This window comes from Kribbella sp. ALI-6-A (genome assembly GCF_001984195.1).
GTDB lineage: Bacteria > Actinomycetota > Actinomycetes > Propionibacteriales > Kribbellaceae > Kribbella.
This window is the reverse complement of the sequence record NZ_MTQN01000010.1, coordinates 1,062,117-1,082,381: the sequence shown is the minus strand read 5'-3', so window position 1 is coordinate 1,082,381 and position 20,265 is coordinate 1,062,117. Positions and strand designations below refer to the sequence as shown.

General features: G+C 70.6%; 24 protein-coding genes. 7 read left to right on the top strand and 17 right to left on the bottom strand.

Annotated elements, in window-relative coordinates; translation table 11 throughout:
- Nucleotides 1–7: 7 nt before the first annotated feature.
- The 5 genes from BWI15_RS19480 to ald form a co-directional block, all read right to left on the bottom strand.
- Nucleotides 8–379 carry a hypothetical protein gene (locus BWI15_RS19480; RefSeq protein WP_425553185.1) on the bottom strand — a complete coding sequence of 124 codons (372 nt, stop codon included), beginning with the start codon at nucleotides 377–379 and terminating at the stop codon, nucleotides 8–10.
- Nucleotides 376–1,443, bottom strand: a complete 1,068-nt coding sequence (locus tag BWI15_RS19475) for a ParA family protein (protein ID WP_237771357.1) — start codon at nucleotides 1,441–1,443, stop codon at nucleotides 376–378. The genes BWI15_RS19480 and BWI15_RS19475 overlap by 4 nt, the downstream gene beginning before the upstream one ends.
- Before the next feature lie 216 nt (nucleotides 1,444–1,659).
- Complete coding sequence (locus tag BWI15_RS19470; RefSeq protein ID WP_077015789.1) at nucleotides 1,660–2,550, bottom strand: serine hydrolase domain-containing protein; 891 nt, start codon at nucleotides 2,548–2,550, stop codon at nucleotides 1,660–1,662.
- A gap of 2 nt (nucleotides 2,551–2,552) precedes the next feature.
- Nucleotides 2,553–3,488 carry a site-specific tyrosine recombinase XerD gene (gene xerD / locus BWI15_RS19465; RefSeq protein ID WP_077015788.1) on the bottom strand — a complete coding sequence of 312 codons (936 nt, stop codon included), beginning with the start codon at nucleotides 3,486–3,488 and terminating at the stop codon, nucleotides 2,553–2,555.
- A 27-nt stretch (nucleotides 3,489–3,515) separates the two neighbouring features.
- Nucleotides 3,516–4,631, bottom strand: coding sequence for an alanine dehydrogenase (gene ald, locus BWI15_RS19460; protein WP_077015787.1), 1,116 nt, complete (start codon nucleotides 4,629–4,631; stop codon nucleotides 3,516–3,518).
- A 354-nt stretch (nucleotides 4,632–4,985) separates the two neighbouring features.
- Between ald and BWI15_RS19455 the strand changes: the two genes are divergently transcribed.
- Nucleotides 4,986–5,855: an alpha/beta fold hydrolase gene (locus BWI15_RS19455; RefSeq protein ID WP_077016103.1), complete on the top strand. Its 870-nt coding sequence runs from the start codon at nucleotides 4,986–4,988 to the stop codon at nucleotides 5,853–5,855.
- Here the strand turns inward: BWI15_RS19455 and BWI15_RS19450 are convergent.
- Nucleotides 5,839–6,414 carry a dihydrofolate reductase family protein gene (locus BWI15_RS19450; protein ID WP_077015786.1) on the bottom strand — a complete coding sequence of 192 codons (576 nt, stop codon included), beginning with the start codon at nucleotides 6,412–6,414 and terminating at the stop codon, nucleotides 5,839–5,841. The two genes, BWI15_RS19455 and BWI15_RS19450, sit on opposite strands and share 17 nt — an antisense overlap.
- 164 nt (nucleotides 6,415–6,578) lie before the next feature.
- On the opposite strand from BWI15_RS19450, the gene BWI15_RS19445 reads away from it, so the two are divergent.
- Nucleotides 6,579–7,409 (top strand): LLM class F420-dependent oxidoreductase, encoded by an 831-nt coding sequence (locus BWI15_RS19445; RefSeq protein WP_077015785.1) that lies wholly within the window; start codon nucleotides 6,579–6,581, stop codon nucleotides 7,407–7,409.
- Nucleotides 7,410–7,413: 4 nt separating this feature from the next.
- On the opposite strand, the gene BWI15_RS19440 is transcribed toward BWI15_RS19445, so the two are convergent.
- Complete coding sequence (locus BWI15_RS19440; protein ID WP_077015784.1) at nucleotides 7,414–7,851, bottom strand: cupin domain-containing protein; 438 nt, start codon at nucleotides 7,849–7,851, stop codon at nucleotides 7,414–7,416.
- Nucleotides 7,852–7,906: 55 nt separating this feature from the next.
- Here BWI15_RS19440 and BWI15_RS19435 point away from each other — a divergent pair, with 55 nt between their 5' ends.
- Nucleotides 7,907–8,521, top strand: coding sequence for a hypothetical protein (locus BWI15_RS19435; protein WP_077015783.1), 615 nt, complete (start codon nucleotides 7,907–7,909; stop codon nucleotides 8,519–8,521).
- On the opposite strand, the gene BWI15_RS19430 is transcribed toward BWI15_RS19435, so the two are convergent.
- A complete protein-coding gene (locus BWI15_RS19430) occupies nucleotides 8,494–9,204 on the bottom strand; it encodes an MBL fold metallo-hydrolase (protein WP_077015782.1) in 711 nt (236 codons plus the stop codon). The genes BWI15_RS19435 and BWI15_RS19430 overlap by 28 nt on opposite strands.
- 19 nt (nucleotides 9,205–9,223) lie before the next feature.
- Here BWI15_RS19430 and BWI15_RS19425 point away from each other — a divergent pair, with 19 nt between their 5' ends.
- The gene (locus BWI15_RS19425) at nucleotides 9,224–10,231 is read left to right on the top strand and encodes a P1 family peptidase (protein ID WP_083750871.1); all 1,008 of its coding nucleotides are present in this window, start codon (nucleotides 9,224–9,226) and stop codon (nucleotides 10,229–10,231) included.
- Here the strand turns inward: BWI15_RS19425 and BWI15_RS19420 are convergent.
- Nucleotides 10,185–11,156, bottom strand: a complete 972-nt coding sequence (locus BWI15_RS19420) for a helix-turn-helix transcriptional regulator (protein WP_077015781.1) — start codon at nucleotides 11,154–11,156, stop codon at nucleotides 10,185–10,187. The two genes, BWI15_RS19425 and BWI15_RS19420, sit on opposite strands and share 47 nt — an antisense overlap.
- Nucleotides 11,157–11,255: 99 nt before the next feature.
- Here BWI15_RS19420 and BWI15_RS19415 point away from each other — a divergent pair, with 99 nt between their 5' ends.
- On the top strand, nucleotides 11,256–11,765 hold the full coding sequence (locus BWI15_RS19415; protein ID WP_077015780.1) for a hypothetical protein: 510 nt from the start codon (nucleotides 11,256–11,258) through the stop codon (nucleotides 11,763–11,765).
- A gap of 42 nt (nucleotides 11,766–11,807) precedes the next feature.
- Nucleotides 11,808–12,770, top strand: a complete 963-nt coding sequence (locus tag BWI15_RS39725) for a hypothetical protein (RefSeq protein ID WP_193432173.1) — start codon at nucleotides 11,808–11,810, stop codon at nucleotides 12,768–12,770.
- Here BWI15_RS39725 and BWI15_RS19405 read toward each other — a convergent pair.
- From BWI15_RS19405 to BWI15_RS19395, 3 genes are all read right to left on the bottom strand, one after another.
- Entirely contained in the window at nucleotides 12,753–13,697 is a 945-nt protein-coding gene (locus BWI15_RS19405) for a pyridoxal-phosphate dependent enzyme (protein ID WP_077015779.1), read from the bottom strand. The genes BWI15_RS39725 and BWI15_RS19405 overlap by 18 nt on opposite strands.
- A gap of 13 nt (nucleotides 13,698–13,710) precedes the next feature.
- Nucleotides 13,711–14,730, bottom strand: coding sequence for an NAD(P)H-dependent flavin oxidoreductase (locus BWI15_RS19400; protein ID WP_077015778.1), 1,020 nt, complete (start codon nucleotides 14,728–14,730; stop codon nucleotides 13,711–13,713).
- Between the two features lie 83 nt (nucleotides 14,731–14,813).
- Nucleotides 14,814–15,524, bottom strand: a complete 711-nt coding sequence (locus BWI15_RS19395; RefSeq protein ID WP_077015777.1) for a type 1 glutamine amidotransferase domain-containing protein — start codon at nucleotides 15,522–15,524, stop codon at nucleotides 14,814–14,816.
- A 69-nt stretch (nucleotides 15,525–15,593) separates the two neighbouring features.
- Here BWI15_RS19395 and BWI15_RS19390 point away from each other — a divergent pair, with 69 nt between their 5' ends.
- Complete coding sequence (locus BWI15_RS19390; protein ID WP_077015776.1) at nucleotides 15,594–16,190, top strand: TetR/AcrR family transcriptional regulator; 597 nt, start codon at nucleotides 15,594–15,596, stop codon at nucleotides 16,188–16,190.
- Nucleotides 16,191–16,238: 48 nt separating this feature from the next.
- Here the strand turns inward: BWI15_RS19390 and ribH are convergent, their stop codons facing one another.
- Genes ribH through ribD form a run of 5 tightly spaced genes read right to left on the bottom strand, consistent with a single transcriptional unit; the run spans nucleotide 16,239 to nucleotide 20,259 of the window.
- Entirely contained in the window at nucleotides 16,239–16,709 is a 471-nt protein-coding gene (ribH, locus tag BWI15_RS19385; RefSeq protein WP_077015775.1) for a 6,7-dimethyl-8-ribityllumazine synthase, read from the bottom strand.
- Entirely contained in the window at nucleotides 16,710–17,942 is a 1,233-nt protein-coding gene (locus tag BWI15_RS19380; RefSeq protein WP_077015774.1) for a bifunctional 3,4-dihydroxy-2-butanone-4-phosphate synthase/GTP cyclohydrolase II, read from the bottom strand.
- The gene (gene pnuC, locus BWI15_RS19375) at nucleotides 17,942–18,613 is read right to left on the bottom strand and encodes a nicotinamide riboside transporter PnuC (protein ID WP_077015773.1); all 672 of its coding nucleotides are present in this window, start codon (nucleotides 18,611–18,613) and stop codon (nucleotides 17,942–17,944) included. Before pnuC ends, BWI15_RS19380 begins: the two co-directional genes overlap by 1 nt.
- Nucleotides 18,610–19,230, bottom strand: coding sequence for a riboflavin synthase (locus BWI15_RS19370; protein ID WP_077015772.1), 621 nt, complete (start codon nucleotides 19,228–19,230; stop codon nucleotides 18,610–18,612). The genes pnuC and BWI15_RS19370 overlap by 4 nt, the downstream gene beginning before the upstream one ends.
- A complete protein-coding gene (ribD, locus tag BWI15_RS19365) occupies nucleotides 19,231–20,259 on the bottom strand; it encodes a bifunctional diaminohydroxyphosphoribosylaminopyrimidine deaminase/5-amino-6-(5-phosphoribosylamino)uracil reductase RibD (RefSeq protein ID WP_193432172.1) in 1,029 nt (342 codons plus the stop codon).
- Between the last annotated feature and the right edge of the window lie 6 nt (nucleotides 20,260–20,265).

The following is a 20,265-nucleotide window of genomic DNA, read 5'->3' as shown; positions in this document are numbered from 1 at the left end:
GGCGGACCTACTCCGCGGCAGCCCGGAGCCGCTGCACCAGCACCGAGTCGGGACCGTGGTCGACGAAGTCGGCCAGCAGTACGTCGATCGCCTCGCGGACGATCCGTCCACGGTCGGCGGTCAGGCCGTGCTCGGCCCGGAGCGCGAGTCTGGTCTGTTCGAGTCCGAGCAGCTCTTCCTCCGTCACGTACACGGTGATCTTCGTGTCGTGCCGGATCCGGCCACTGGACTTGCGGTCCTCGACGACGGCGGTCCGGGCCCGGCCGGTGGATCCCGGTCGGTCGGACAGCGCCGGTCCGTCGGTGGCGGTGCGCTTCTCGGGTCGGGTCTGTTTCGGTGCCGCACCCCCGAACAGCTCGCTGGCACCTGGCAGGCTCACCCGGCGGGACAACGCGCCAGCACCTCCTTGGCAAGGTCGCGGTACTGGGTAGCCGCTTGGGACGAAGGGGCGTAGGTGGTGATCGGTTCGCCGACGACCGTGGTCTCGGGGAACTTCACCGTACGCCGGATGACGGTGTGGAAGACGCGCTCGTCGAAGGCCTGGACGACCCGGTCGAGCACTTCCCGGGCGTGCGTGGTGCGCCCGTCGAACATGGTGCCGAGAATGCCGACGATCTCCAGCTTCGGGTTGAGCCGGTCCTGCACCTTGCCGATCGTGTCGGTCAGCATCGCCAGGCCTCGCAGCGCGAAGAACTCGCACTCCAGCGGTACGACGATGCCGTGCGACGCGGTCAGCGCGTTCACGGTGAGCAGGCCCAGCGACGGCGCGCAGTCGATCAGGATCACGTCGTAGTGCGGGATGATCGGCTCGAGCACCCGCGACAGCGTGTACTCGCGGGCGACCTCCTGGACCAGCTGCACCTCGGCGGCCGACAGGTCGATGTTGGCCGGCAGCAGGTCGAGGTTCTCCACCTTGGTGGCCTGGATCACCTCGTCGGGACGGATGTCGCGCTGCATCAGCAGGTTGTAGACCGACAGCTCCAGGTCGTGCGGCTGCACGCCGAGCCCGATCGAGGCCGAACCCTGCGGGTCGAAGTCGATCAGCAGCACCTTGCGCCCGGTCTCGGCGATCGCGGCCCCCAGGTTGATGGTGGTCGTGGTCTTGCCGACGCCACCCTTCTGGTTGCACATGGCGATCACCTGGGCCGGCCCGCGACGGGTCGGCGGCAACACCTCCGGCAGATCGGGAAGTGGCCGTCCGGTCGGCCCGATCTTGTTCCGCGGGCCGTGCGGGTCATTCACAGGTGCGATGTCCTCCGCGGTGAGCTTGGCCGTCGGCCGGGGCATCTCCGCATAGTTGTTCGGGATGATCGGGCGCTGGCCCTGGTCGTCGGCCGGGGCCGGCGGCGTGGTCGGTTCTGGGGCCGGCGGCATCGGTTCCGTCGTCGGCCGGAGGTGCAGGTGCTGCAGGTGCTGGGTGCCCGGGAATGTCGACTCGTTCATGACTCGTCAAACCTTTCAACCGATACGGGCGATCCCAGCGACTGTAAGCGTGCATTCAAGCACTCTCAAGCGGCCACTCCGCAGCCGGGTCGGGTGGTTTCCGGTCGGCATTCCACAGCAGGCCGATCACCCGAGAAAGGTGACCGACCGTGCATGGATGATCGCACACCGTCCGCGGCGGTGGCACATCGGGTCCGGTTCGGCACGCCGGACGTCTCAGCGGCCGAGCAGGACGGGCACCAGATGTCGCCGTACGAGGTCGAGCGCCGGCGCCCAGCCGGGCGGCAGGTCGTCGTCCGGCGGCGGACCGAACCGGAAGTTCGGGAACCCGGTCGTCACCACGACGGCCCGGGCCGGCGGGATCACCAGCACGTGCTGCCCGGCCCATCCCCCGGCCAGCAGCATCCCGTCGTCGATCCAGGTCAGGAACCCGTACGGCAGTCCCTCCGGCGGACCACCCCGCGAGTACGGCGTGGCCAGCTGCGCGAAGTACGCCGGGTCGAGCAGCGGCGCGCCCCGGTCGAGCCAGAGCTGCCCGATCCGGCCGAGCCCGTCGGCGCTGATCCGCAGATGGGCGTGCCCGAAGGTCACGCCGTCCGGATCGGTGAGCCAGTCGGCGTCCACGATCCCGAGCGGCTCGAACAACTCACGCCGGGCGAACTCCCCGACCGACTCCCCCAGCACTTGCCCAGCGGCCGCCGACAGCAGGTGCGCCGCGCCGTCGTCGTACGCGAAATCCTTGCCTGGCTCGGTCACTGGAGCAGCCGCCGCGAAGTGCGCGACCTGTCCACCCGGCAGCGCCACCACCTCGTCGGTGTCGAGCACCTCGGCACCACGCGTCATCGTCAGCAGCTGACGCCAACTCTGCGGCACGACCCCCACCGAGCTGTCGAGATCCGGCAGCACCCCACGCGCGGCCATCACTCCGAGTACGGTCGCGAGCACCGACTTGGTGACCGAGAAGACGTCGGACACCACCGGGCCCCGCAGGTGCTCGTCCACGACGACCTCACCGCGCACCCGCACCTGCAGATGACTCGTGTGCGCGTACGGCGCCTGCTTCGTCCCAGCCAGCACCTCGCGCGCGGCGGCAACCACCTCACGCATGATCAGCTCGACAGCGCACGGGGATGGCTGGTCGCGTAGACCTCGCGGAGCTTGTCGACGGTGACCAGCGTGTAGACCTGCGTGGTCGTCACCGACGCGTGGCCCAGCAACTCCTGCACGACTCGTACGTCGGCACCGCCGTCGAGCAGGTGCGTCGCGAAGGAATGCCGCAGCGTGTGCGGCGAGATCTCCTTGCTGATCCCGGCCCGCTGGGTCGCCCGCCGCAGCACCGTCCACGCGCTCTGCCGCGAGAGCCGCCCACCTCGCGCGTTGAGGAACAGGGCCGGTGTCCCCCGACCCCGCGCGACCAGATCAGGACGCCCCCGCACCTGGTACGCCGCCAAGGCGTCCCGCGCATACGACCCGACCGGCACGACCCGCTCCTTGCTGCCCTTGCCGCGCAGCAGCACCTCGCCGGCCTCCAGGTCGACCTCGTCGACGTCGAGCCCGACCGCTTCGGAGATCCGCGCGCCCGTCCCGTACAGGAACTCCAGCAGCGCGGCATCCCGCGTCGAGAGCACGGCGGGCTCCGCCTCCGCGCCGGCCGCCGCGGTCAGGATTCTCGTCACCTCGTCGACGGACAGCGCCTTCGGCAACCGTTGCGGCGGGACCGGCGGCTTCACCGCCGCGGCCGGGTCGACCGCCGTCAGCCCTTCCCGCAGGCAGAACTTGTGGAACCCTCGCACCGCGACCACCGTGCGTCCCGCGCTGGACGCGGTCAGTGGCGGATGGTCGGCGTCGCCCTCCCGCAACCGCATCAGGAAGTCGCCGACCACCGCCTCGGAGATCCGCCCGAGCGCGGTGATGCCCGCGCCCGCCAGGTACTCGTCGTACCGGCGCAGGTCCCGCCGGTACGACGCCAGGGTGTTGGCGGCCAGCCCGCGCTCGACCGTCAGGTGGTCGAGGTAGGCGCTGACCGCCCGCCCGATGTCACTCATGCGGAGCAGTCTGCCCGCTCCACCCGGTCAGACCAGGACCTCGTCCAGCTTCAGCTGGTCCAGGTCGTGGGCCTCGGCGACCGGGCCGTAGGTGACATGCCCGTCGTGCGTGTTCAGGCCGAGCGCGAGGCTGTGGTCGGACTTCATCGCCTCGCGCCAGCCCAGGTTGGCCAGCTCCACGGCGTACGGCAGCGTCACGTTGGTGAGCGCGTACGTCGAGGTGTTCGGCACCGCGCCGGGCATGTTGGCGACGCAGTAGAACAACGAGTCGTGGACCCGGTAGACCGGGTCGGCGTGTGTCGTCGGCCGGGAGTCCTCGAAGCAGCCGCCCTGGTCGATCGCGATGTCGACCAGCACGCTGCCGGGCTTCATCCGCGAGACCAGCTCGTTGCTGACCAGCTTCGGCGCCTTCGCGCCCGGGATCAGCACCGCGCCGATGACCAGGTCGGCCTCGAGCACCGCGCGCTCGATCTCGAACGCGTTCGACGCGACCGTGCGCAGGTGCCCCTGGTAGATCTTGTCGGCCTCGCGCAGCCGGGCGATGTTGCGGTCGAACAGCTGCACCTCGGCCTGCATGCCGAGCGCGATCGCGGCCGCGTTCATCCCGGACACGCCCGCACCGATCACCACCACGCGGGCCGCGTGCACACCGGAGACGCCGCCCATCAGCACGCCGCGGCCGCCGCCGTTGCGCATCAGGTGGTAGGCCCCGGCCTGCGGCGCCAGCCGGCCCGCGACCTCGCTCATCGGCGCCAGCAGCGGCAGCGACCCGTCGGGCAGCTGGACGGTCTCGTAGGCGATGCCGGTGATGCCGGAGTTGATCAGCGCCTCCGTGCACTCCTGGCTCGCGGCCAGGTGCAGGTAGGTGAACAGCACCTGGTCGCGGCGCATCCGGTGGTACTCCTCGGCGACCGGCTCCTTGACCTTCAGCACCAGCTCCGCGTCGCCCCAGACCTCGTCGGCGGTCGGCACGATCCGCGCCCCCGCGGCGACGAACTCCTCGTCGGTGAGCAGCGAGCCGGCGCCCGCGCCCTGCTCGATCAGAACCTCGTGCCCGTTGCGCACGAACTCGTGGACACCGGACGGTGTGATCGCCACCCGGTACTCGTGGTTCTTGACTTCCTTCGGAACTCCGACCTTCACTGCTCGCCCTTCTTCCGTCTCCAGGGAATGCGGCCCACGTCGCTGTGTCCGCGGCCCGGCGGTCGAGGGGTCGTCCGTGCCGAGTCGCTGCGAGTGTAAGCCCGCAGGGTTCATACCACTGCAGTGGATGGTCTTGTCCCGCGACGACGCGCGGAAGCGCTCCCTGCGGAACGGTTACACTCTTTCGAAGACGTCGTGGCGCCCTGTGAGGTTGGCTTTCCGGCCCCGGGGCAGCGCATTCTTAACACTCTCTCCACCTGGGTTCGGGAGAGCTCTGCCCGCCCGGTTCCCGGCCCGGAAACCCGGTGGCGACGCTGAGGTTTGCCGTCGTCGCTCGCGGTGAACCGGTCGGTCATGTTTCCCGGTTTCGAGACCCAGACGATCGACCTGTCCGACACCTCGGTTCGTTGCCGGGTCGGCGGTGACGGGCCGCCGGTGCTGCTGCTGCACGGCTTCCCGCAGACGCACGCCTGCTGGCACCAGGTCGCACCCGAGCTGGCGAAGACCCACACCGTCGTGGTGCCCGACCTGCGCGGGTACGGCGAATCCTCGCCGGCCCGCGAGGACAGCGTCGCGGCGTACAGCAAGCGCGCGCTGGCCACGGACCAGATCGAGCTGATGGACCGGCTCGGGCACGACCGGTTCGTCGTCGTCGGCCACGATCGCGGCGGCCGGGTCGGGTACCGGATGGCCCTCGATCACCCGGAGCGGGTGGAGAAGCTGGTCACGCTCGACATCATTCCGACCGCGGACATGTGGGCCGCGGCCGCCGATCAGCCGGAGGACGAGCTGCGCGACTGGCACTGGAACGTGCTCGCGCGCCCGGAGCCGGAGCCGGAGGAACTGCTCACCGGCGACTATCTGTACCCCGAAGGTAGCCCGTCGCTGTCACCGCACGAGATCGCGCTGGCACCCGACGCGCTGGCGGACTACCTGGCCGCGCTGGACAAACCGTCGGTCCGGCACGCGATGTGCCAGGACTACCGCGCCGGAGCAACGATCGACCGCGAGCTCGACGAGAAGGACCTCGCTGACGGCCGCACGATCGAGTGCCCGGTCCTGGTGCTGTGGGGCAACGCCGGAGGCCTCCCGCGCTGGGGCAATCCGCTCGAGATCTGGAGCCGCTGGTCCCCCACCGTCCAAGGCGAAGGCCTCGGCTGCGGCCACTTCATCCCGGAGGAGTCCCCGAAGACCTTGGTCGACCGGCTCAACTCGTTCCTGTGAGCCGGTACCGCAGTACGGCGGTCCCGTCGCCGAGGAGCTGGTGCTCGCTCGCGGTGAGCCCCGTGGGCGCGAACCCGGTACCGAACAGCGGGATGCCGCCGCCGAGCACGACCGGGTAGATCTTCACGATCAGCTCGTCGATCTCCCCGAGCAGCTGACCGGCGAGGTTGCCTCCGCCGGCCAAGTAGATCCCACCCCCGTCTTGCTGCTTCAGAGCGCGGATCGCGCCGACCGGGTCGGACGGGATCACCGTCACGTCCGGGTCGACGTCGGACAGCGTCGACGAGACGACGTACTGCTTGAGGTGCGGGTACGGGCTGGTGACACCCGCGTCGAGTGCCAGCGCGTAGCTGCCGCGCCCCTGGACGATCGTGTCGAAGTGCCGGCCGGGTCCGCTCAGTCCGAGCTGCTCGCGGGCCTGTCCCGGCAGCGTCTCCGGGTACTCGCCCGCGATGTGGTCGACCACTTCCGGCGAGATCGGAAACGCGCCGAGCCCGCCGTCGGGGTCCGCGATGAACCCGTCCACGGACGCCCCGACGTAATAGGTGAGTCTGCGCATCCCCGAATCCAAGCACCGGGCGGGCTCACCGAATGGTTGCCGGCGCAACCATCGTTGAGTGACCCAGGAGTAGCAGCAAGACTTGCACCTGTCGCCGGAATGGCTGCTCTCCGCCCGGAGTTGCCCTGAAGACCGGGTTGCAGTGTTGACGAGAGGAGCACGACGTGGCGGTCGATCTGGGACGGTTCGGGGTTTGGCACCAGGCGGAGAAATGGGGTCCCGAACTCGCCTCCGGGCTGGAGCAGCTCGGGTACGGCGCGCTCTGGCTCGGTGCCTCTCCGGACGCCGACCTGCGCGACGCCGAGGTGCTGCTCGCCTCGACGCAGACCGTGACGGTCGGGACCAGCATCGTCAACATGTGGCGGGACGACGCGGCCGCGGTCGGGGCGTCGTACCACCGGCTGGAGGAGGAGCACCCGGGCCGCTTCCTGCTCGGCGTCGGGATCGGTCACCGCGAGCGGGACGGCGCGTACAAGTCGCCCTACGCAACGATCGTCGACTACCTGGACGCGCTGGACGAGGCGAAGGTCCCGGTCGACCGGCGGGCGCTGGCGGCGCTCGGACCGCGGGTGCTGCAGCTGTCGGCCGAGCGGACCGCGGGCGCCCTGCCGTACCTGACCACGCCCGAGCACACGCGTCAGGCGCGCGAGACACTCGGCCGCACCGCGCTGCTCGCGCCTGAGCAGAAGGTCGTACTGGAGACCGATCCGGACATCGCCCGCTCGATCGCCCGCGACTACCTGGCCGGCTATCTCCAGCTGAGCAACTACACGAGCAACCTCAAGCGCCTCGGCTACACCGACGAGGACATCGAGAACGGCGGCAGCGACGACCTGGTCGACGCCCTCGTCCTGCACGGTACGGCGGTCGAGATCGCCGACGGGCTGAAGGCCCATCTCGAGGCCGGCGCCGACCAGGTCGTCGTCCAGCAGCTCGGCAAGGAAGGCCCGGACCTGCTGCCGGGCTACGAGGCCTTGGCCACCGTCCTTTTCTAGGACCTCAGCGCAGCGTGAAGTCCGCGAAGTCGAAGCCGGGCGACACGAAACACGACACCAGCACCGCTTCGTCGTCGACCGGTCGCGCGGCCTGCCAGGCCCCGGCCGGTACGACGGCCTGCGGCTGCTGACCGGCCTTCACGTCCGGGCCGAGCGTGATCGACTCGCGCAGTTCGGGATCGTCGCCGGTGCCGCCGAGCTCGAGCGTCAGCGGCCCACCGGAGTGCCACAGCCAGATCTCGGCCGAGCGCACCTTGTGCCAGCGCGACTCCTCGCCCGGCGCGAGCAGGAAGTAGATCGCGGTCGCGCTCGCCCGCGGGCCGTCGTACCCCTCGGGCTCGAACGTCACCTCCGAGCGCCAGGTCTCGCGGAACCAGCCGCCCTCCGGGTGCCGCGCCAGGTCCAACGCCTCGGCCAGCTCGGGCCGCTCTTCGGTCGCCATGCCGGAAACGGTAATACCCGTGACGCCCGGGCCGGCCAGCAGGCAGAGTGCGGGCATGGACTCGCCCCAGCGACCGACCGCCTACCACCACCGACTCCCGTACGGCGAACGCGTGTCGCCCGATCCCCTGCTCGGCGGGCCGTTCTTCGCCTTCGACGGCGACGTCCGGGTCGTCCCGCTGGCCGAGCCGGTCCTGCCGGAACCGCCCCGCGCCGGAGAGCCGGGCGGCAGTCCGTGTCTCACCTGCGCCGACCCCGACTCCTCGGCGATCTGGGGCGACGAGCGGTGGGTGCTCAAGGCCGGCCTCGAGCCGAGCGGCCTGCCGATGGTCGCGCTGCTGCTGCCGCGCGAGCACTACCGGCTCGACAACCTGTCCGCCGAACTGCTCGCCGACCTCGGCCCGATGATTCAGCGCGTGGCCGGCGCGGTCCGCCGGATCGACGGCGTCGGCCGCACCCACTTCAGTCGGTTCGGCGACGGCAGTGAGCACTTCCATGTCTGGTTCTTCGCCCGCCCGGTCGGCATGATGCAGCTCCGCGGTCCACTGCTGTCGGTCTGGGGCGACATCCTTCCGCCGGTCCCGGACGACGAGTTCCAGCTGAACGCCCGTACGGTCGCGACCGCCTTGGCCGAGGTTTCCGGTCAGCCGCTGGGAGTCGCTGCCGACTGACCCTTCCGGGGCGCGGAGTGCGAGTCCACGTAGTACGCGTGCCGCTCGCGCAGCAACCGGCGGGCCATCGCGAAGTCGGTCGTGTCGGCCTCGGTCCGCAGGTGGAACGGCGGCGGGAAGTAACAGTCCCCGAGCAGCATGACGTCCGACTCGGGGTCGACGGCAACGATCGAGTCCGGCGCGTGGTGGCCGCCGACGTACCGCAACTGAACCCCGGTCGGCAGCCTCAGCGTGTCCTCGAACGTGGTGTGTGGCAAGACGATCCGCAGCTCGGAGAAGTCCGGTACGGCGAGCGCCCGGGCCCGGAAACTCGGCCCGAGCTTCGGGTTCTCCCCCACCTGGTCGCGCAGGTACTGATGACTCCACGGCCGCTCGGCCTCACCCGCCAGAATCCCCGTCGCCGAGGCATGAGCCACCACCTCGACCCCGTCCCACACCGACGCACCCCAGGTGTGGTCCCAGTGATGATGCGTGTAAACCAGCCACCGCGGCGCAGGCAGCCCGGCTTCCTCGATCGCCCGCCGTACTTCCCGAGCATGCGCCGGGCCGTTACCCGCATCGATCAGCACGCTGCCCCGCTCGTCCGCGATCACCCCGACAGCGGCCCCGATCGCGTCCGGATCGGGATCATGCGGATAGACCCACACCCGCCCCGCCACCCGCTGCAACTTCTCCTCACGCATCTGACCGACGATAGACGGCATGCAGACCAGAGCGCGTGACCTGGGCGTCGTGACCGGCACCCTTCCCACCGGTGAGCTGAACGCGATCACCGACATCCCCGGCATCCTCGTCGGCCACACCACGCTCGGCAACGGCAACGACCTGCACACCGGCGTCACCGCGATCGTGCCCGCCGGCGTCACCTCCGGCCTCCCCGCAGCTGTTGCCATCGGCAACGGATACGGCAAGCTGGTCGGCTCCACCCAGCTCGACGAGCTCGGCCTGCTGGAGACCCCGATCGTGCTCACCGGCACCCTCTCGGTCTTCCGCGCCGCCGACGCCCTGCTCACCTACCTGCTCGACCGCGACCCGCAGGCGACCAGCCTCAACCCCGTCGTCGGCGAAACCAACGACGGCTACCTGTCCGACATCCGCCGGCGTCCGATCACCGAGCAGCACGTGCTCGACGCCCTCACCTCGGCCACCGCCGATCTCCCGGCCGAGGGCTGCGTCGGCGCCGGCACCGGAACCGCCGCTCTCGGCTTCAAAGCCGGCATCGGTACGTCGTCCCGCCGGCTGCCGACCGGCACGATCGGCGCCCTGGTCCAGGCCAACTTCTCCGGCACCCTCCAGGTCCTCGGCACCCCGATCCCCGCTCCCCCACGGCAGACCGATCCGCCCGGCAACTCCTGCATGATCGTGCTCGCCACCGACCTGCCCCTCGACGCCCGCCAGCTCGGCCGGATCGCCCGCCGCGCGATCTTCGCGCTCGGCCGGGTCGGCTCGGACTACGCGCCCGGCAGCGGCGACTACGCGATCGCGTTCGCCACTTCGCACCAGCCGCCGATGCCCGACCAGGAACTGCGCCCGGTCTTCCAGGCCACCCTGGAATCGGTCGAGGAAGCCCTGCTCAACTCGCTCGTCGCCGCCCGCACCACGACCGGCTTCCAGGGCCGCACCCGGTACGCCGTACCGCACGATCTCGTCAGGGCGGCCGGGGTCACGGCGCGGGATAGAGCTCGGCCACCGTCGTCGCCAACCGCCTGATCTCGGCCCGCACCTCGTCGGGCGCGAGCACCTCGAGCTCGTCGCCGTACCGGATGAACTGCGCCGCGGCGTTGCCGACCGACTCGATCGGCACGGTCACCGTCACCGTGCCGTCCTCGGCCGGTTCGGCGGCCTCGATCGCCTTCACCAGCACGGGAAACGACACGTCCTTGCGCCGGTTCACGAGTCGCGCCGACACCCGCACCACCGCCGTACCGGTGAAGCGCCGCTGGTCGAACTCCTCCAGGTGTTCGCGCCACACCGTCGCCAGGTCGAACCCGGGCGGGCGGGTGAACTCCTCGCCGGTCACCGTCAGGTCGAGGATGTTGGAGACCCGGTAGGTCCGGACCGCGCCGGAGGCCGAGGCCACGACGTACCAGCTGCCGTTCTTCAGCACGAGGCCGTACGGATCGAGGGTGCGCTCCACCTCGCGCGGGGCCTCCCAGCGGCGGTAGAGCACCTTGATCCGGCGGTCGTGCAGCACCGCCTCCGCGACCGGTGCGAGCTGCGGCGAGTCCTCGGCGTCGGAGTACCAGGCCGGCATGTCCAGGTAGAACCGGTTCTTCAGCCGCCCGGCCCGATCCCGCTGGTCCGGCGCCAGCGCGGCCAGCAACTTCAGCTCCGCCGCACTCGTCTCCGCGGTCAGCCCGAGCGCTGCGGCAGGACCGGGCATGCCCACCAGGAACAGCGCGGCGGCCTCCTGCTCGGTCAATCCGGTCAGCCGCGTCCGGTACCCGTCGACGAGCCGGTATCCGCCGGCCCGGCCCTGATCCGCGTACACGGGCACGCCCGCGGCTGCCAATGCCTCGACGTCGCGGTAGATCGTCCGCAGTGAAACCTCCAGCTCGTCGGCCAATTCGCGTGCCGTCAGCTGCCGCCGCGTCTGCAGCAGCAACAAGATCGACAGCAACCGACTGGAACGCATGGCCCGACCCTACGCCGAAACACTGCCACTGCCTGTCAGGTATTCAACGACTGCGACGTTCGCCCGGGGAATGGCCCCCACCTGCGGAAGGATGGCGCGATGCAGTGGCTGCTGAGGACTTCCGCGTGGATCGTTGGACTGTTGGTCGGTGTCCCGTTCGCCATCGCGATCTTCGTCGTGACGAAGGTCTCCGGTGACACGACCCCCGCCGCGCTCGGCTTCGGCGCCGCGAGCGGGCTGCTGGTCGGTGCCACCGTCGCCCTCGGCTCCCGCAAGCCTCGCGGTGAGATGCGGCAGGTCCTCGAAGCGCTTCCCGCCGACGACTGGGCGGCCGCCCGCACCGCCACGTGGCGCGGGGCGGTACCCACCCGCCCCGACATCCGTGCCACGGCGCTCCAGCTGGTCGACCTGCGCCTCGACCGGCTAAAGCGCTTCCGCAAGTGGGTCATCGCCGTGTTCGGCTTCAACTTGGCGGTCGCCGTGGTGAACATCGCCATCGGCAGGTGGTGGTCCATTCTGGCGGCCCTGGCGTGGGCCGGAGTCTTGATCGATCAGTGGCACGCACCCCGCCGGCTCCGGCGCCGCCGCGAGCTTCTGACCAGCGAGTAAACACTGCCACGACCTGTCAGGTATCAGCGGTTAGCTCGTCCCATGACCGAATGGACGAAAGAAACCGGCGACTTCGACTTCCTCACCGGGCACTTCGACGTGGTGCACCGGCAGCTGGTGAAGCCGCTGAGCGGCAGCGACGAGTGGATCGAGCACACGGGAACCTGCAGCGCGCGCACGATGTTCGACGGGGCGATCAGCATCGACGAGATGCGGTTCCCGGCAAAGGGCAACTACGGGTTGTCGCTGCGGTTGTTCGACCCGCAGAGCCGGGAATGGACGATCTACTGGGTGAACAGCACGACGTACGAGCTGTTCCCGCCGGTCCGTGGCAAGTGGGACAACGGATCCTGCTGGCTGGTCGGCGAGGACGAGTACGACGGCCGGCCGATCCTGGCCAGCTACAGCTGGTCCGACGTCACCGAGACCACCGCGCACTGGGAGCAGTCGTTCTCGACCGACGGCGGCGAGACCTGGGAGCTCAACTGGACGATGGACTTCACCCGGCGCGAGACCGAGCCGCCGCCGCTCGACGTGCCCAAGGTGACCGGTGATTTCGACTTCCTGATCGGCTCCTGGACGACGCACAACCGGGCCCGCCGGCCGATGCTCGGCGAGCCGTTCGTCTGGGAGGAAGCCGAGTCCCGGCTCGAGGCGACGACGTACTTCGACGGCGCGATCAGCGTCGACGAGGGCTGGTTTCCCTCGCGGGGCTTCCGCGGCGCGACGTTCCGGCTCTACTCCCCGACCACGAAGACCTGGTCGATCCACTGGATCAACAGCCAACGCGGCGTCCTGGAGACGCCGGTCGTCGGCTCGTTCACCGACGGCCTCGGCGTCTTCGAGGGCCCGGACGTCTGGGAGGGCCAACCGATCGACGTGCTGTTCCACTGGACTCCCGGGGAGCAGGAAGCCACCTGGCAGCAGTCGTTCTCCGTCGACGGCGGCGCCACCTGGATCCCGAACTGGGAGATGACGCACCGCAGATCAGCCGGTCAGCTGTGACTCCGCGTACGCAACCGCATCGGCGTTGCCGAAGAAGCCGGGCAGGCCGCCGGTGTGGATGAAGACCGTCTTGTCGCCGGGCCGGAGAGTCCCGTCCTTGACCGCCGCGATCAGCCCGGCCATCGCGCGGCCGGTGTAGATCGGGTCGAGGATCACCCCTTCGGTCCGGGCGACCAGCGTCAGTGCCGCCGCGGAGGACTCGGTGAAGTGGGGGTAGCCCGGGCCGACCTGCTCCCGGCGTACCCGGAGTTGGTCGGCGTCGATCGTCGTCTCGGCGACCTCGCCGGCCATCCGCGCGACGACCGGGAGCGGATCGGCCAGCGCGCCGGTGTCGACGCCGAGCACCCGGTCCGGCCCGAGCTCGGCCACGAGCCCGGCCATCGTCCCGCCGGAGCCCAGGGCAACGACCGCGGTCGTGAAGTCGGGGAGCTGAGCAACCAACTCGCGCGCGCTCTCCACGTACCCTTGCGCTCCCACGGCACTCGATCCACCGAACGGGATCAGCGCCGCCTTCCCCAACTCCGCCACGACTTCATCGGCCACCTCCGCACGATCCCGGTCGCCGGCCCAGACCACGCGCGCCCCGAACAGCCCGTCCAGCGCGAGGTTGCCCGACCGCGACGCCCCGGGCCCTCCGGGGAACACCAGTACGGCGTCGAGCCCGAGCCGCGCCGCGGCGGCAGCCGTCAGCCGCGCGTGATTGCTCTGCGGCGCCCCGGTCGTCACGACGGCCTCGGCGCCGTCGGCCAGCGCGGCCCCCAGCGTCCACTCCAGCTTCCGGATCTTGTTGCCCCCAGCCCCCAATCCGCCGAGGTCGTCGCGCTTCAGCCAGAGATCGTCCGGCCCCAGGCCGAGGGCGGCCGCGAGGCGCGGCGCCGGTTCGAGCGGGGTCGGCCAGGTGCCGAGGGAAACTTTCGGCGCAGACATGCTTTTCCTCTTTCTACAGTTCGGCCGCGAGTTCGGTGACGACGTCGGCGGCGGGACCGGTCCGCGCCCGGCGGTAGCCGGTCCCCGCCCACAGGTGAACCTGATCCGGCTCGCCGGCCGCCGCCGCGGCGACCCGCAACGGCCGGGTCAGATGATGGATGGCCGGATACCCGAGCGGCGCTCCGGCCTCGTGACGTTCAATGAAGCCGTTGCGCAGTCCCCGTGCCGGCCGCCCGGTGAACGCCCGCGTGATGACGGTCCGGTCCGGCCCGGCGTTCGCGATGGCATCCTTGTGCACGGCGGTCGCACCGCTCTCGTCCGTGCGCAGCAACACCGTCCCGACCGCGACCGCGCTGGCCCCGAGGCGCAGCAACTCCCGCACCTGCGCGGCCTCGCTCACCCCGCCCGCGGCGATCACCGGCAACTCGGTCTCCGCGACCACCTGCCGGACGAGGTCACCGACCGACACCGCCGGCCCGGGCCGCTCCGGCGTGTGCGTCCCGCTGTGCCCACCGGCTTCGGTGCCCTGGGCAATCAAACCGTGGACGCCGAGCTCCGCGGCGGCCCGCGCCTCCACCGGCGACGTCACGGTCGCGAGCACCTGCGAACCGGCCTTGGCCAGGGCACTCACGACCGCAGGCTCCGGCAACCCGAACGTGAAGCTCACGAACGGCACCGGGTTCGCCAGCAGCAGGTCGATCTTGTCCTGCCAGTGGTCGTCGTCGTCCGCCACCATCGCGGCGTTCGCGAGATCCAGCCCGTACGACGAACCTTCGGCCGCCAGCTCCCCGGCGTACCGGCGGAACTCGGCCTCGGTCAGCGTCGACGAACCCGGGACGAACAGGTTCACGCCGAACTCGGCTCCCACCTGGGCAAGCTCGGCCGCCAGCGCCTCGGGGGTCTTGTAGCCGCCGGCCAGGAAGCCGAAGCCGCCTGCCGCTGTAGCCGCCGCCACCAGCGCGGGAGTCGTCGCGCCACCAGCCATCGGCGCGGCGATCACGGGCAGGCGCGAGGCCGTCCAGGGGCTCGTCATGATCCGTCTCCTCCTCCAGCAGCGTCGGCGCGCCGCCGCAGCGGCGGCGCGTCTCGGCCGAGTTCTACCAGTACCTCAGTGTTTCAGCGGGTGGCGGCGAGCTGCTCGAGGACAGCGTGCGCGGCGGGCTCGGCCGACGCCGGGTTCTGTCCGGTGATCAGGTTGCCGTCGGTGACGAGGTGCGGCTGCCAGACCGGACCGGCGCTGAACGCGGCACCCTGCTGGGCCAGCCGCGACTCGAGCAGCCACGGAGCGCGATCGGCGAAGCCCGCCTGGCGCTCCTCCTCGTCGAGGAAGGCGGTCAGGTTGCGCCCGGCGAACAGCCACTCGCCGTTCCGGGTCGCGGTCACGAAGCTGGCCGGCCCGTGGCAGACCGACGCGAGGATCTTGCCGGGCGCGTCCAGCACGGCCTCGAGGATCCGGGCGACGTCCGGGTCGGTGGCCAGGTCCTCCATCGGGCCGTGGCCGCCGGGCACGAAGACGACGTCGTACCGGGCCGGGTCGATGTCGGCCAGCGGGACGGCGGCGGCGAGCGCTTCCTGCGACTTGTCGAGGTAGGCGCGCAGCTCGGCGATCGCGGCCTCGTCGTTGTTGTTCATCGCCGGCGCCAGGCTGAGCTCGTCGGCGACCGGGGTGACGCCGCCCGGGGTGGCGATGGTGATCGTGTGGCCGGCCTCGGTGAACACCTGGTGCGGGGCGACGAACTCCTCGGCCCAGAAGCCGGTCGGGTGCGCGGTGCCGTCGTTCAGGTGCCAGACCTGGGTGCCGGTCAGGACGATCAGAGTGTTGGTCATGATGCTGCTCCAGTTAGTAGACGAACGGTCGACTATCGACTCTAGACGACCGGTCGTATACTTTTCAACATGGGACGGACCAGCGATGCGCGACCGAAGATCCTGCGGGCCGGCCAGGACCTGCTGGCCCAGCGTGGTTACACCGCGCTCGGCGTCGCCGAGATCTGCTCGGCGGCCGGCGTGCCGAAGGGCAGCTTCTACTACTTCTTCGACTCCAAGCAGGCGCTCGCCGAGGCGGTGATCGAGGAGCACTGGACCGGACAGCATGCCGAGTGGGCGGCCCTCCTGGGCAGCGACAAGCCGCCGCTGGAGCGGCTTCGCGATCTCTTCGACGCCACCACCGAGGTCCAGCGCGCCGCGCAGAAGGACACCGGCGCGGTCACCGGCTGCCTGTTCGGCAACCTGGCCCTGGAGCTGAGCTCCAAGGACGAGGCGATCCAGCACCGCCTGCAGGAGATCTTCGAGCAACAGATCACGATGGTGACCGCCGTCGTCGACGAGGCGCAGCGCGACGGCACCATCGCCGTACCGGACACCCGGGAGGCCGCGCGCTCACTGGTCGCGCAGCTCGAAGGCATGGTCCTGTTCGCCAAGCTGCTGAACGACCCGGGACAGCTCGACCAGCTGTGGAACCACACGCTCGCGCTGCTCGGCGTCAAGCAATAGCAAAGCGAGGCAGCCGATCCGAAGGGACCGGCTGCCTCGCCTGGTGGTTCAGAGCCCGCGGATGGCGGCCAGCGTCGACAGCGCCGCCTGGGTGGACTCGTAGCCCTTGTCCTCGCGCGAGTCGGGCAGACCGGCCCGGTCCAGCGCCTGCGGGTCGTTGTCGCAGGTGAGCAGCCCGAAGCCGACCGGTACGCCGGTGGTCATGCCGACCTGCATCAAGCCGTCGGTGGCAGCCTGGCAGACGTACTCGAAGTGCGGGGTGTCACCGCGGATGACGACGCCCAGCGCCACCACCGCGTCGTACCCGGACTTCGCGGCATGCAGGGCGGTGACCGGCAGCTCGAACGAACCCGGGACGCGAATCACCGAGTAGTCGGTGACGCCGGACTCGTCCAGTGCCCGGATCGCGCCGGCGACCAGCGCGTCGGTGACCTTCGGGTGCCACTGCGCGGCGACCACCGCGACCCTGGCCCCTTCGACGCGGGGGGTCTCGATCGTGGGTGCTCCACTGCCGGACATCTACTGAACTCCGTTCTCGTCGGTGCCGGTGGGCAGGTGGTGACCCATCCGGTCGCGCTTGGTGCGCAGGTACCGCAGGTTGTGCTCGGTGGGGTCGATGGAGATCCCGCGCCGCTCGACCACGTCGATCCCGTACGCCTGGACGCCGGTCATCTTGGCCGGGTTGTTGGTCAGCAGCTTCACCGAGGTGATGCCGAGATCGGCCAGGATCTGCGCGCCGGTGCCGTACTCGCGGGCGTCGGCCGGCAGCCCGAGGTCCAGGTTCGCGTCGACGGTGTCCCGGCCGGCGTCCTGCAGCTCGTAGGCCTGCAGCTTGTGCAGCAGTCCGATCCCGCGGCCCTCGTGACCGCGCAGGTAGACCACCACACCGCCTTCGGCCGCCACCTGCCGCATCGCCTCGTCCAGCTGCGGACCGCAGTCGCAGCGCAGCGAGCCGAACACGTCGCCGGTCAGGCACTCCGAGTGCAGCCGGACCAGCGTCGGCCCGTCGCCGATCTCGCCGCGGACCAGCGCGAGCTGCTCCGAGCCGTCGACGGTGTTCCGGTAGCCGTGGGCAACGAAGTCGCCGTACCGGGTGGGCAGGGTGGTGGTGGCGACCCGCTCGATCTGGCTCTCGGTCCGGCGCCGGTAGGCGATCAGGTCCGCGATCGAGACCAGCACCAGGCCGTGCTCGTCGGCGAACGCGCGCAGTTCCGCGCCCCGCTTCATCGTGCCGTCGTCGTTGACCAGCTCGGAGATCACCGCGGCCGGCCGCAGCCCGGCCATCCGGGCCAGGTCGATCGACGCCTCGGTGTGCCCGGGCCGCACCAGGACGCCGCCCTCGCGCGCCCGCAGCGGGAACACATGGCCGGGCTGGACCAGGTCGAACGACTCCGAGGCCGAGTCGGCCAGCACCCGGATCGTCCGGGCCCGGTCGGCCGCGGAGATCCCGGTGCTGATCTTGTCGCGGGCGTCGACCGAGATCGTGTACGCCGTACGCAGCCGCTCCCGGTTGTGCGGCGTCATCAGCGGGATCCCGAGCCGGTCCAGCTCGGCGGCCTCCATCGGCACGCAGACCACGCCCGAGCTGTACCGGATCAGGAACGCCAGCAGCTCCGGAGTCGCCTTGGAGGCGGCGAAGACCAGATCACCTTCGTTCTCCCGGTCCTCGTCGTCGACCACGATCACCGCGCGGCCGGCCCGGATCTCGTCGATCGCGTGCTCGATCGTGTCGAGCTTCAGCACCTCGCCCATCAACCCACCACCACCGGCTCGGGGGTGACCGCGACGGTCTCCCGCTTGTTGATCCGCCACCAGGCGACGAATCCGACCACGCAGAACAGTCCGTACACGACGTACATCGCCGCGGACGGGTAGAACTTGGCCTGCACCAGCAACGGGACGCCGACCACGTCCACCGCGATCCAGACCAGCCAGAACTCGACGAACCCGCGCGCCATCCCGTACGTCGCCAGGATCGACCCGGTCAGGATCCACGCGTCCCACTGCGGACCCCACGAACCGAGCTCGCGGAGCACGAAGTACGCGATCGCGTAGAGCGCGACGGCCGCGCCGAGCATCTCCAGCCGCTCCCGGGCCGAGGCCCAGCGCGGCTGGACGCCGGTCTTGGCGCCGCCGTGACGGGTCTGGTACCAGCGGTACCAGCCGTAGAGGCTGACCAGCGCGAAGAAGACCTGGCGGCCGGCCTGGCCCCACAGGTCCTTGTCCTGCGGGGTGTCGAACAGCCCGCCGACGAACACGGTGAACAGCAGCACGTTGCCGACGATGCCGATCGGCCACGCCGAGACCAGCCGGCGCATCCCGAACAGCGCGCTGGCCAGGCCGAAGACGTTGCCGACGATCTCGCGGACCAGCACCGGCGAACCGGCGATCGTGACCTGCTCGTGCAGCAGCCAGTCGATCATTCGTTGCCTCCAGCAACACTCTGGGCGGTGAGCAGCCGCTCGACGTACTTGGCGATCACGTCCACCTCGAGGTTGACGGTGTCGCCGACCTTGTTGCGCCCCAGCACGGTGAGTTCCAGCGTGGTCGGGATCAGGCTGATCCCGAACGTGCCGGTCGCGTCGTCGACGTCGGTGACGGTCAGCGAGACGCCGTCGACGGCGATCGAGCCCTTCTCGGCGACGTACTTGAGGATCTCCGGGCCGGCCGCCACCCGGACGACCTCCCAGTGCTCGGCCGGCTCGCGGCTCGCGATCGTGCCGACACCGTCGACGTGGCCCTGGACGATGTGGCCGCCCAGCCGGGCGTGCGCGGTGACGGCCCGCTCGAGGTTGACCGTGGCGCCCTTGGTGGCGCCGCCGAGACTGGTGCGCTGCAGCGTCTCCCGCATCACATCGGCGGTGAACGTGCCGTCACCGGTACCGACGACGGTCAGGCAGCAGCCGTTGACCGAGATCGAGTCGCCGTGCGCGGCATCCTGGGTGACCTTCGGGCCACGGATGGTGAGCCGGGCGGCGTCGCCCTCCAGCAGATCGAGCGACTCGACGGTGCCGAGCTCCTCGACGATTCCGGTGAACATCTACTTCCCTCCCAGGGGAGTCAGGGTGAGCCGGACGTCGTCGCCGAGACGAGTGACGTCCGCAAGGTGGAACCGCCGGAGGTGGTCGATAGATTCCGCGCCCAGGTCGCCGACCGCGGAGAAGCCGGAGCCGAGCAGCGCCGGCGCGACGTACGCGACGATCTGGTCGACCAGTCCGGCCCGCAGGAAAGCGGCGGCCAGCGTCGGCCCGCCCTCCAGCCACAGGTGGCGGATCTGGTGGTCGTCGAGCTGCCGGAGCACCTCGGCGGGGTCGTGGGTGGGCAGCAGCAGCGTCTCGGCGCGGTCGTTGCGGACTCGCGCGGTCGCCGGGATCGGGCGGTCGCCGACCACGACCCGCAGCGGCTGGCGACCAACCGGTTGGTCGTTCGCGTCGCGCACGGTCAGCTCGGGGTCGTCGACCAGCACCGTCTGGGTGCCGACCGCGATCGCGTCGCACTCGGCGCGCTTGCGGTGCACGTCCGCGCGCGCCGCCGTACCGGTGATCCACTTGCTCGACCGGTCCGGCGCGGCGCTACGGCCGTCGAGCGTGGTGGCGAACTTCCAGGTCACGAACGGCCGACCGGTCCGGACGCTGTGCAGCCAGACGTAGTTGACCTGCTCGGCCTCGTCCTGGAGCACGCCCTGCTCGACCTGGATGTCCTTGGTGCGCAGCTTCTCGCCGCCTCCGGCGGCCTGCGCGTTCGGGTCCGGGACGGCGTACACGACACGACTCACGCCGGCCTCGATCAGCGCGTCGGCGCACGGACCGGTCCGGCCGGTGTGGTTGCACGGCTCCAGCGTCACGTACGCCGTACCGCCGCGGGCGCGCTCGCCGGCCATCCGCAACGCGTTCACCTCGGCATGCGGCCCACCGGCGACTTCGTGGTACCCCTCACCGACGGGATGCCCGTCCCGGCCGGTGATCACACAGCCGACGACGGGATTGGGGTGCGTGCTGCCGATCCCGCGCGCGGCCAGCTCGATCGCACGCCGCATCCAGGCGACGTCGATCGGCGAAGCGTTGTTCACAGACGA

Excerpts from the sequence above, each read along its gene's own strand:
- BWI15_RS19475 (WP_237771357.1), bottom strand. The coding sequence starts at position 1,443 with ATGAACGAGTCGACATTCCCGGGCACCCAGCACCTGCAGCACCTGCAC.
- BWI15_RS19470 (WP_077015789.1), bottom strand. The coding sequence starts at position 2,550 with ATGCGTGAGGTGGTTGCCGCCGCGCGCGAGGTGCTGGCTGGGACGAAG.
- xerD (WP_077015788.1), bottom strand. The coding sequence starts at position 3,488 with ATGAGTGACATCGGGCGGGCGGTCAGCGCCTACCTCGACCACCTGACG.
- BWI15_RS19455 (WP_077016103.1), top strand. The coding sequence starts at position 4,986 with ATGTTTCCCGGTTTCGAGACCCAGACGATCGACCTGTCCGACACCTCG.
- BWI15_RS19450 (WP_077015786.1), bottom strand. The coding sequence starts at position 6,414 with ATGCGCAGACTCACCTATTACGTCGGGGCGTCCGTGGACGGGTTCATC.
- BWI15_RS19440 (WP_077015784.1), bottom strand. The coding sequence starts at position 7,851 with ATGGCGACCGAAGAGCGGCCCGAGCTGGCCGAGGCGTTGGACCTGGCG.
- BWI15_RS19435 (WP_077015783.1), top strand. The coding sequence starts at position 7,907 with ATGGACTCGCCCCAGCGACCGACCGCCTACCACCACCGACTCCCGTAC.
- BWI15_RS19430 (WP_077015782.1), bottom strand. The coding sequence starts at position 9,204 with ATGCGTGAGGAGAAGTTGCAGCGGGTGGCGGGGCGGGTGTGGGTCTAT.
- BWI15_RS19425 (WP_083750871.1), top strand. The coding sequence starts at position 9,224 with ATGCAGACCAGAGCGCGTGACCTGGGCGTCGTGACCGGCACCCTTCCC.
- BWI15_RS19420 (WP_077015781.1), bottom strand. The coding sequence starts at position 11,156 with ATGCGTTCCAGTCGGTTGCTGTCGATCTTGTTGCTGCTGCAGACGCGG.
- BWI15_RS19415 (WP_077015780.1), top strand. The coding sequence starts at position 11,256 with ATGCAGTGGCTGCTGAGGACTTCCGCGTGGATCGTTGGACTGTTGGTC.
- BWI15_RS39725 (WP_193432173.1), top strand. The coding sequence starts at position 11,808 with ATGACCGAATGGACGAAAGAAACCGGCGACTTCGACTTCCTCACCGGG.
- BWI15_RS19405 (WP_077015779.1), bottom strand. The coding sequence starts at position 13,697 with ATGTCTGCGCCGAAAGTTTCCCTCGGCACCTGGCCGACCCCGCTCGAA.
- BWI15_RS19400 (WP_077015778.1), bottom strand. The coding sequence starts at position 14,730 with ATGACGAGCCCCTGGACGGCCTCGCGCCTGCCCGTGATCGCCGCGCCG.
- BWI15_RS19395 (WP_077015777.1), bottom strand. The coding sequence starts at position 15,524 with ATGACCAACACTCTGATCGTCCTGACCGGCACCCAGGTCTGGCACCTG.
- BWI15_RS19390 (WP_077015776.1), top strand. The coding sequence starts at position 15,594 with ATGGGACGGACCAGCGATGCGCGACCGAAGATCCTGCGGGCCGGCCAG.
- ribH (WP_077015775.1), bottom strand. The coding sequence starts at position 16,709 with ATGTCCGGCAGTGGAGCACCCACGATCGAGACCCCCCGCGTCGAAGGG.
- BWI15_RS19380 (WP_077015774.1), bottom strand. The coding sequence starts at position 17,942 with ATGGGCGAGGTGCTGAAGCTCGACACGATCGAGCACGCGATCGACGAG.
- pnuC (WP_077015773.1), bottom strand. The coding sequence starts at position 18,613 with ATGATCGACTGGCTGCTGCACGAGCAGGTCACGATCGCCGGTTCGCCG.
- BWI15_RS19370 (WP_077015772.1), bottom strand. The coding sequence starts at position 19,230 with ATGTTCACCGGAATCGTCGAGGAGCTCGGCACCGTCGAGTCGCTCGAT.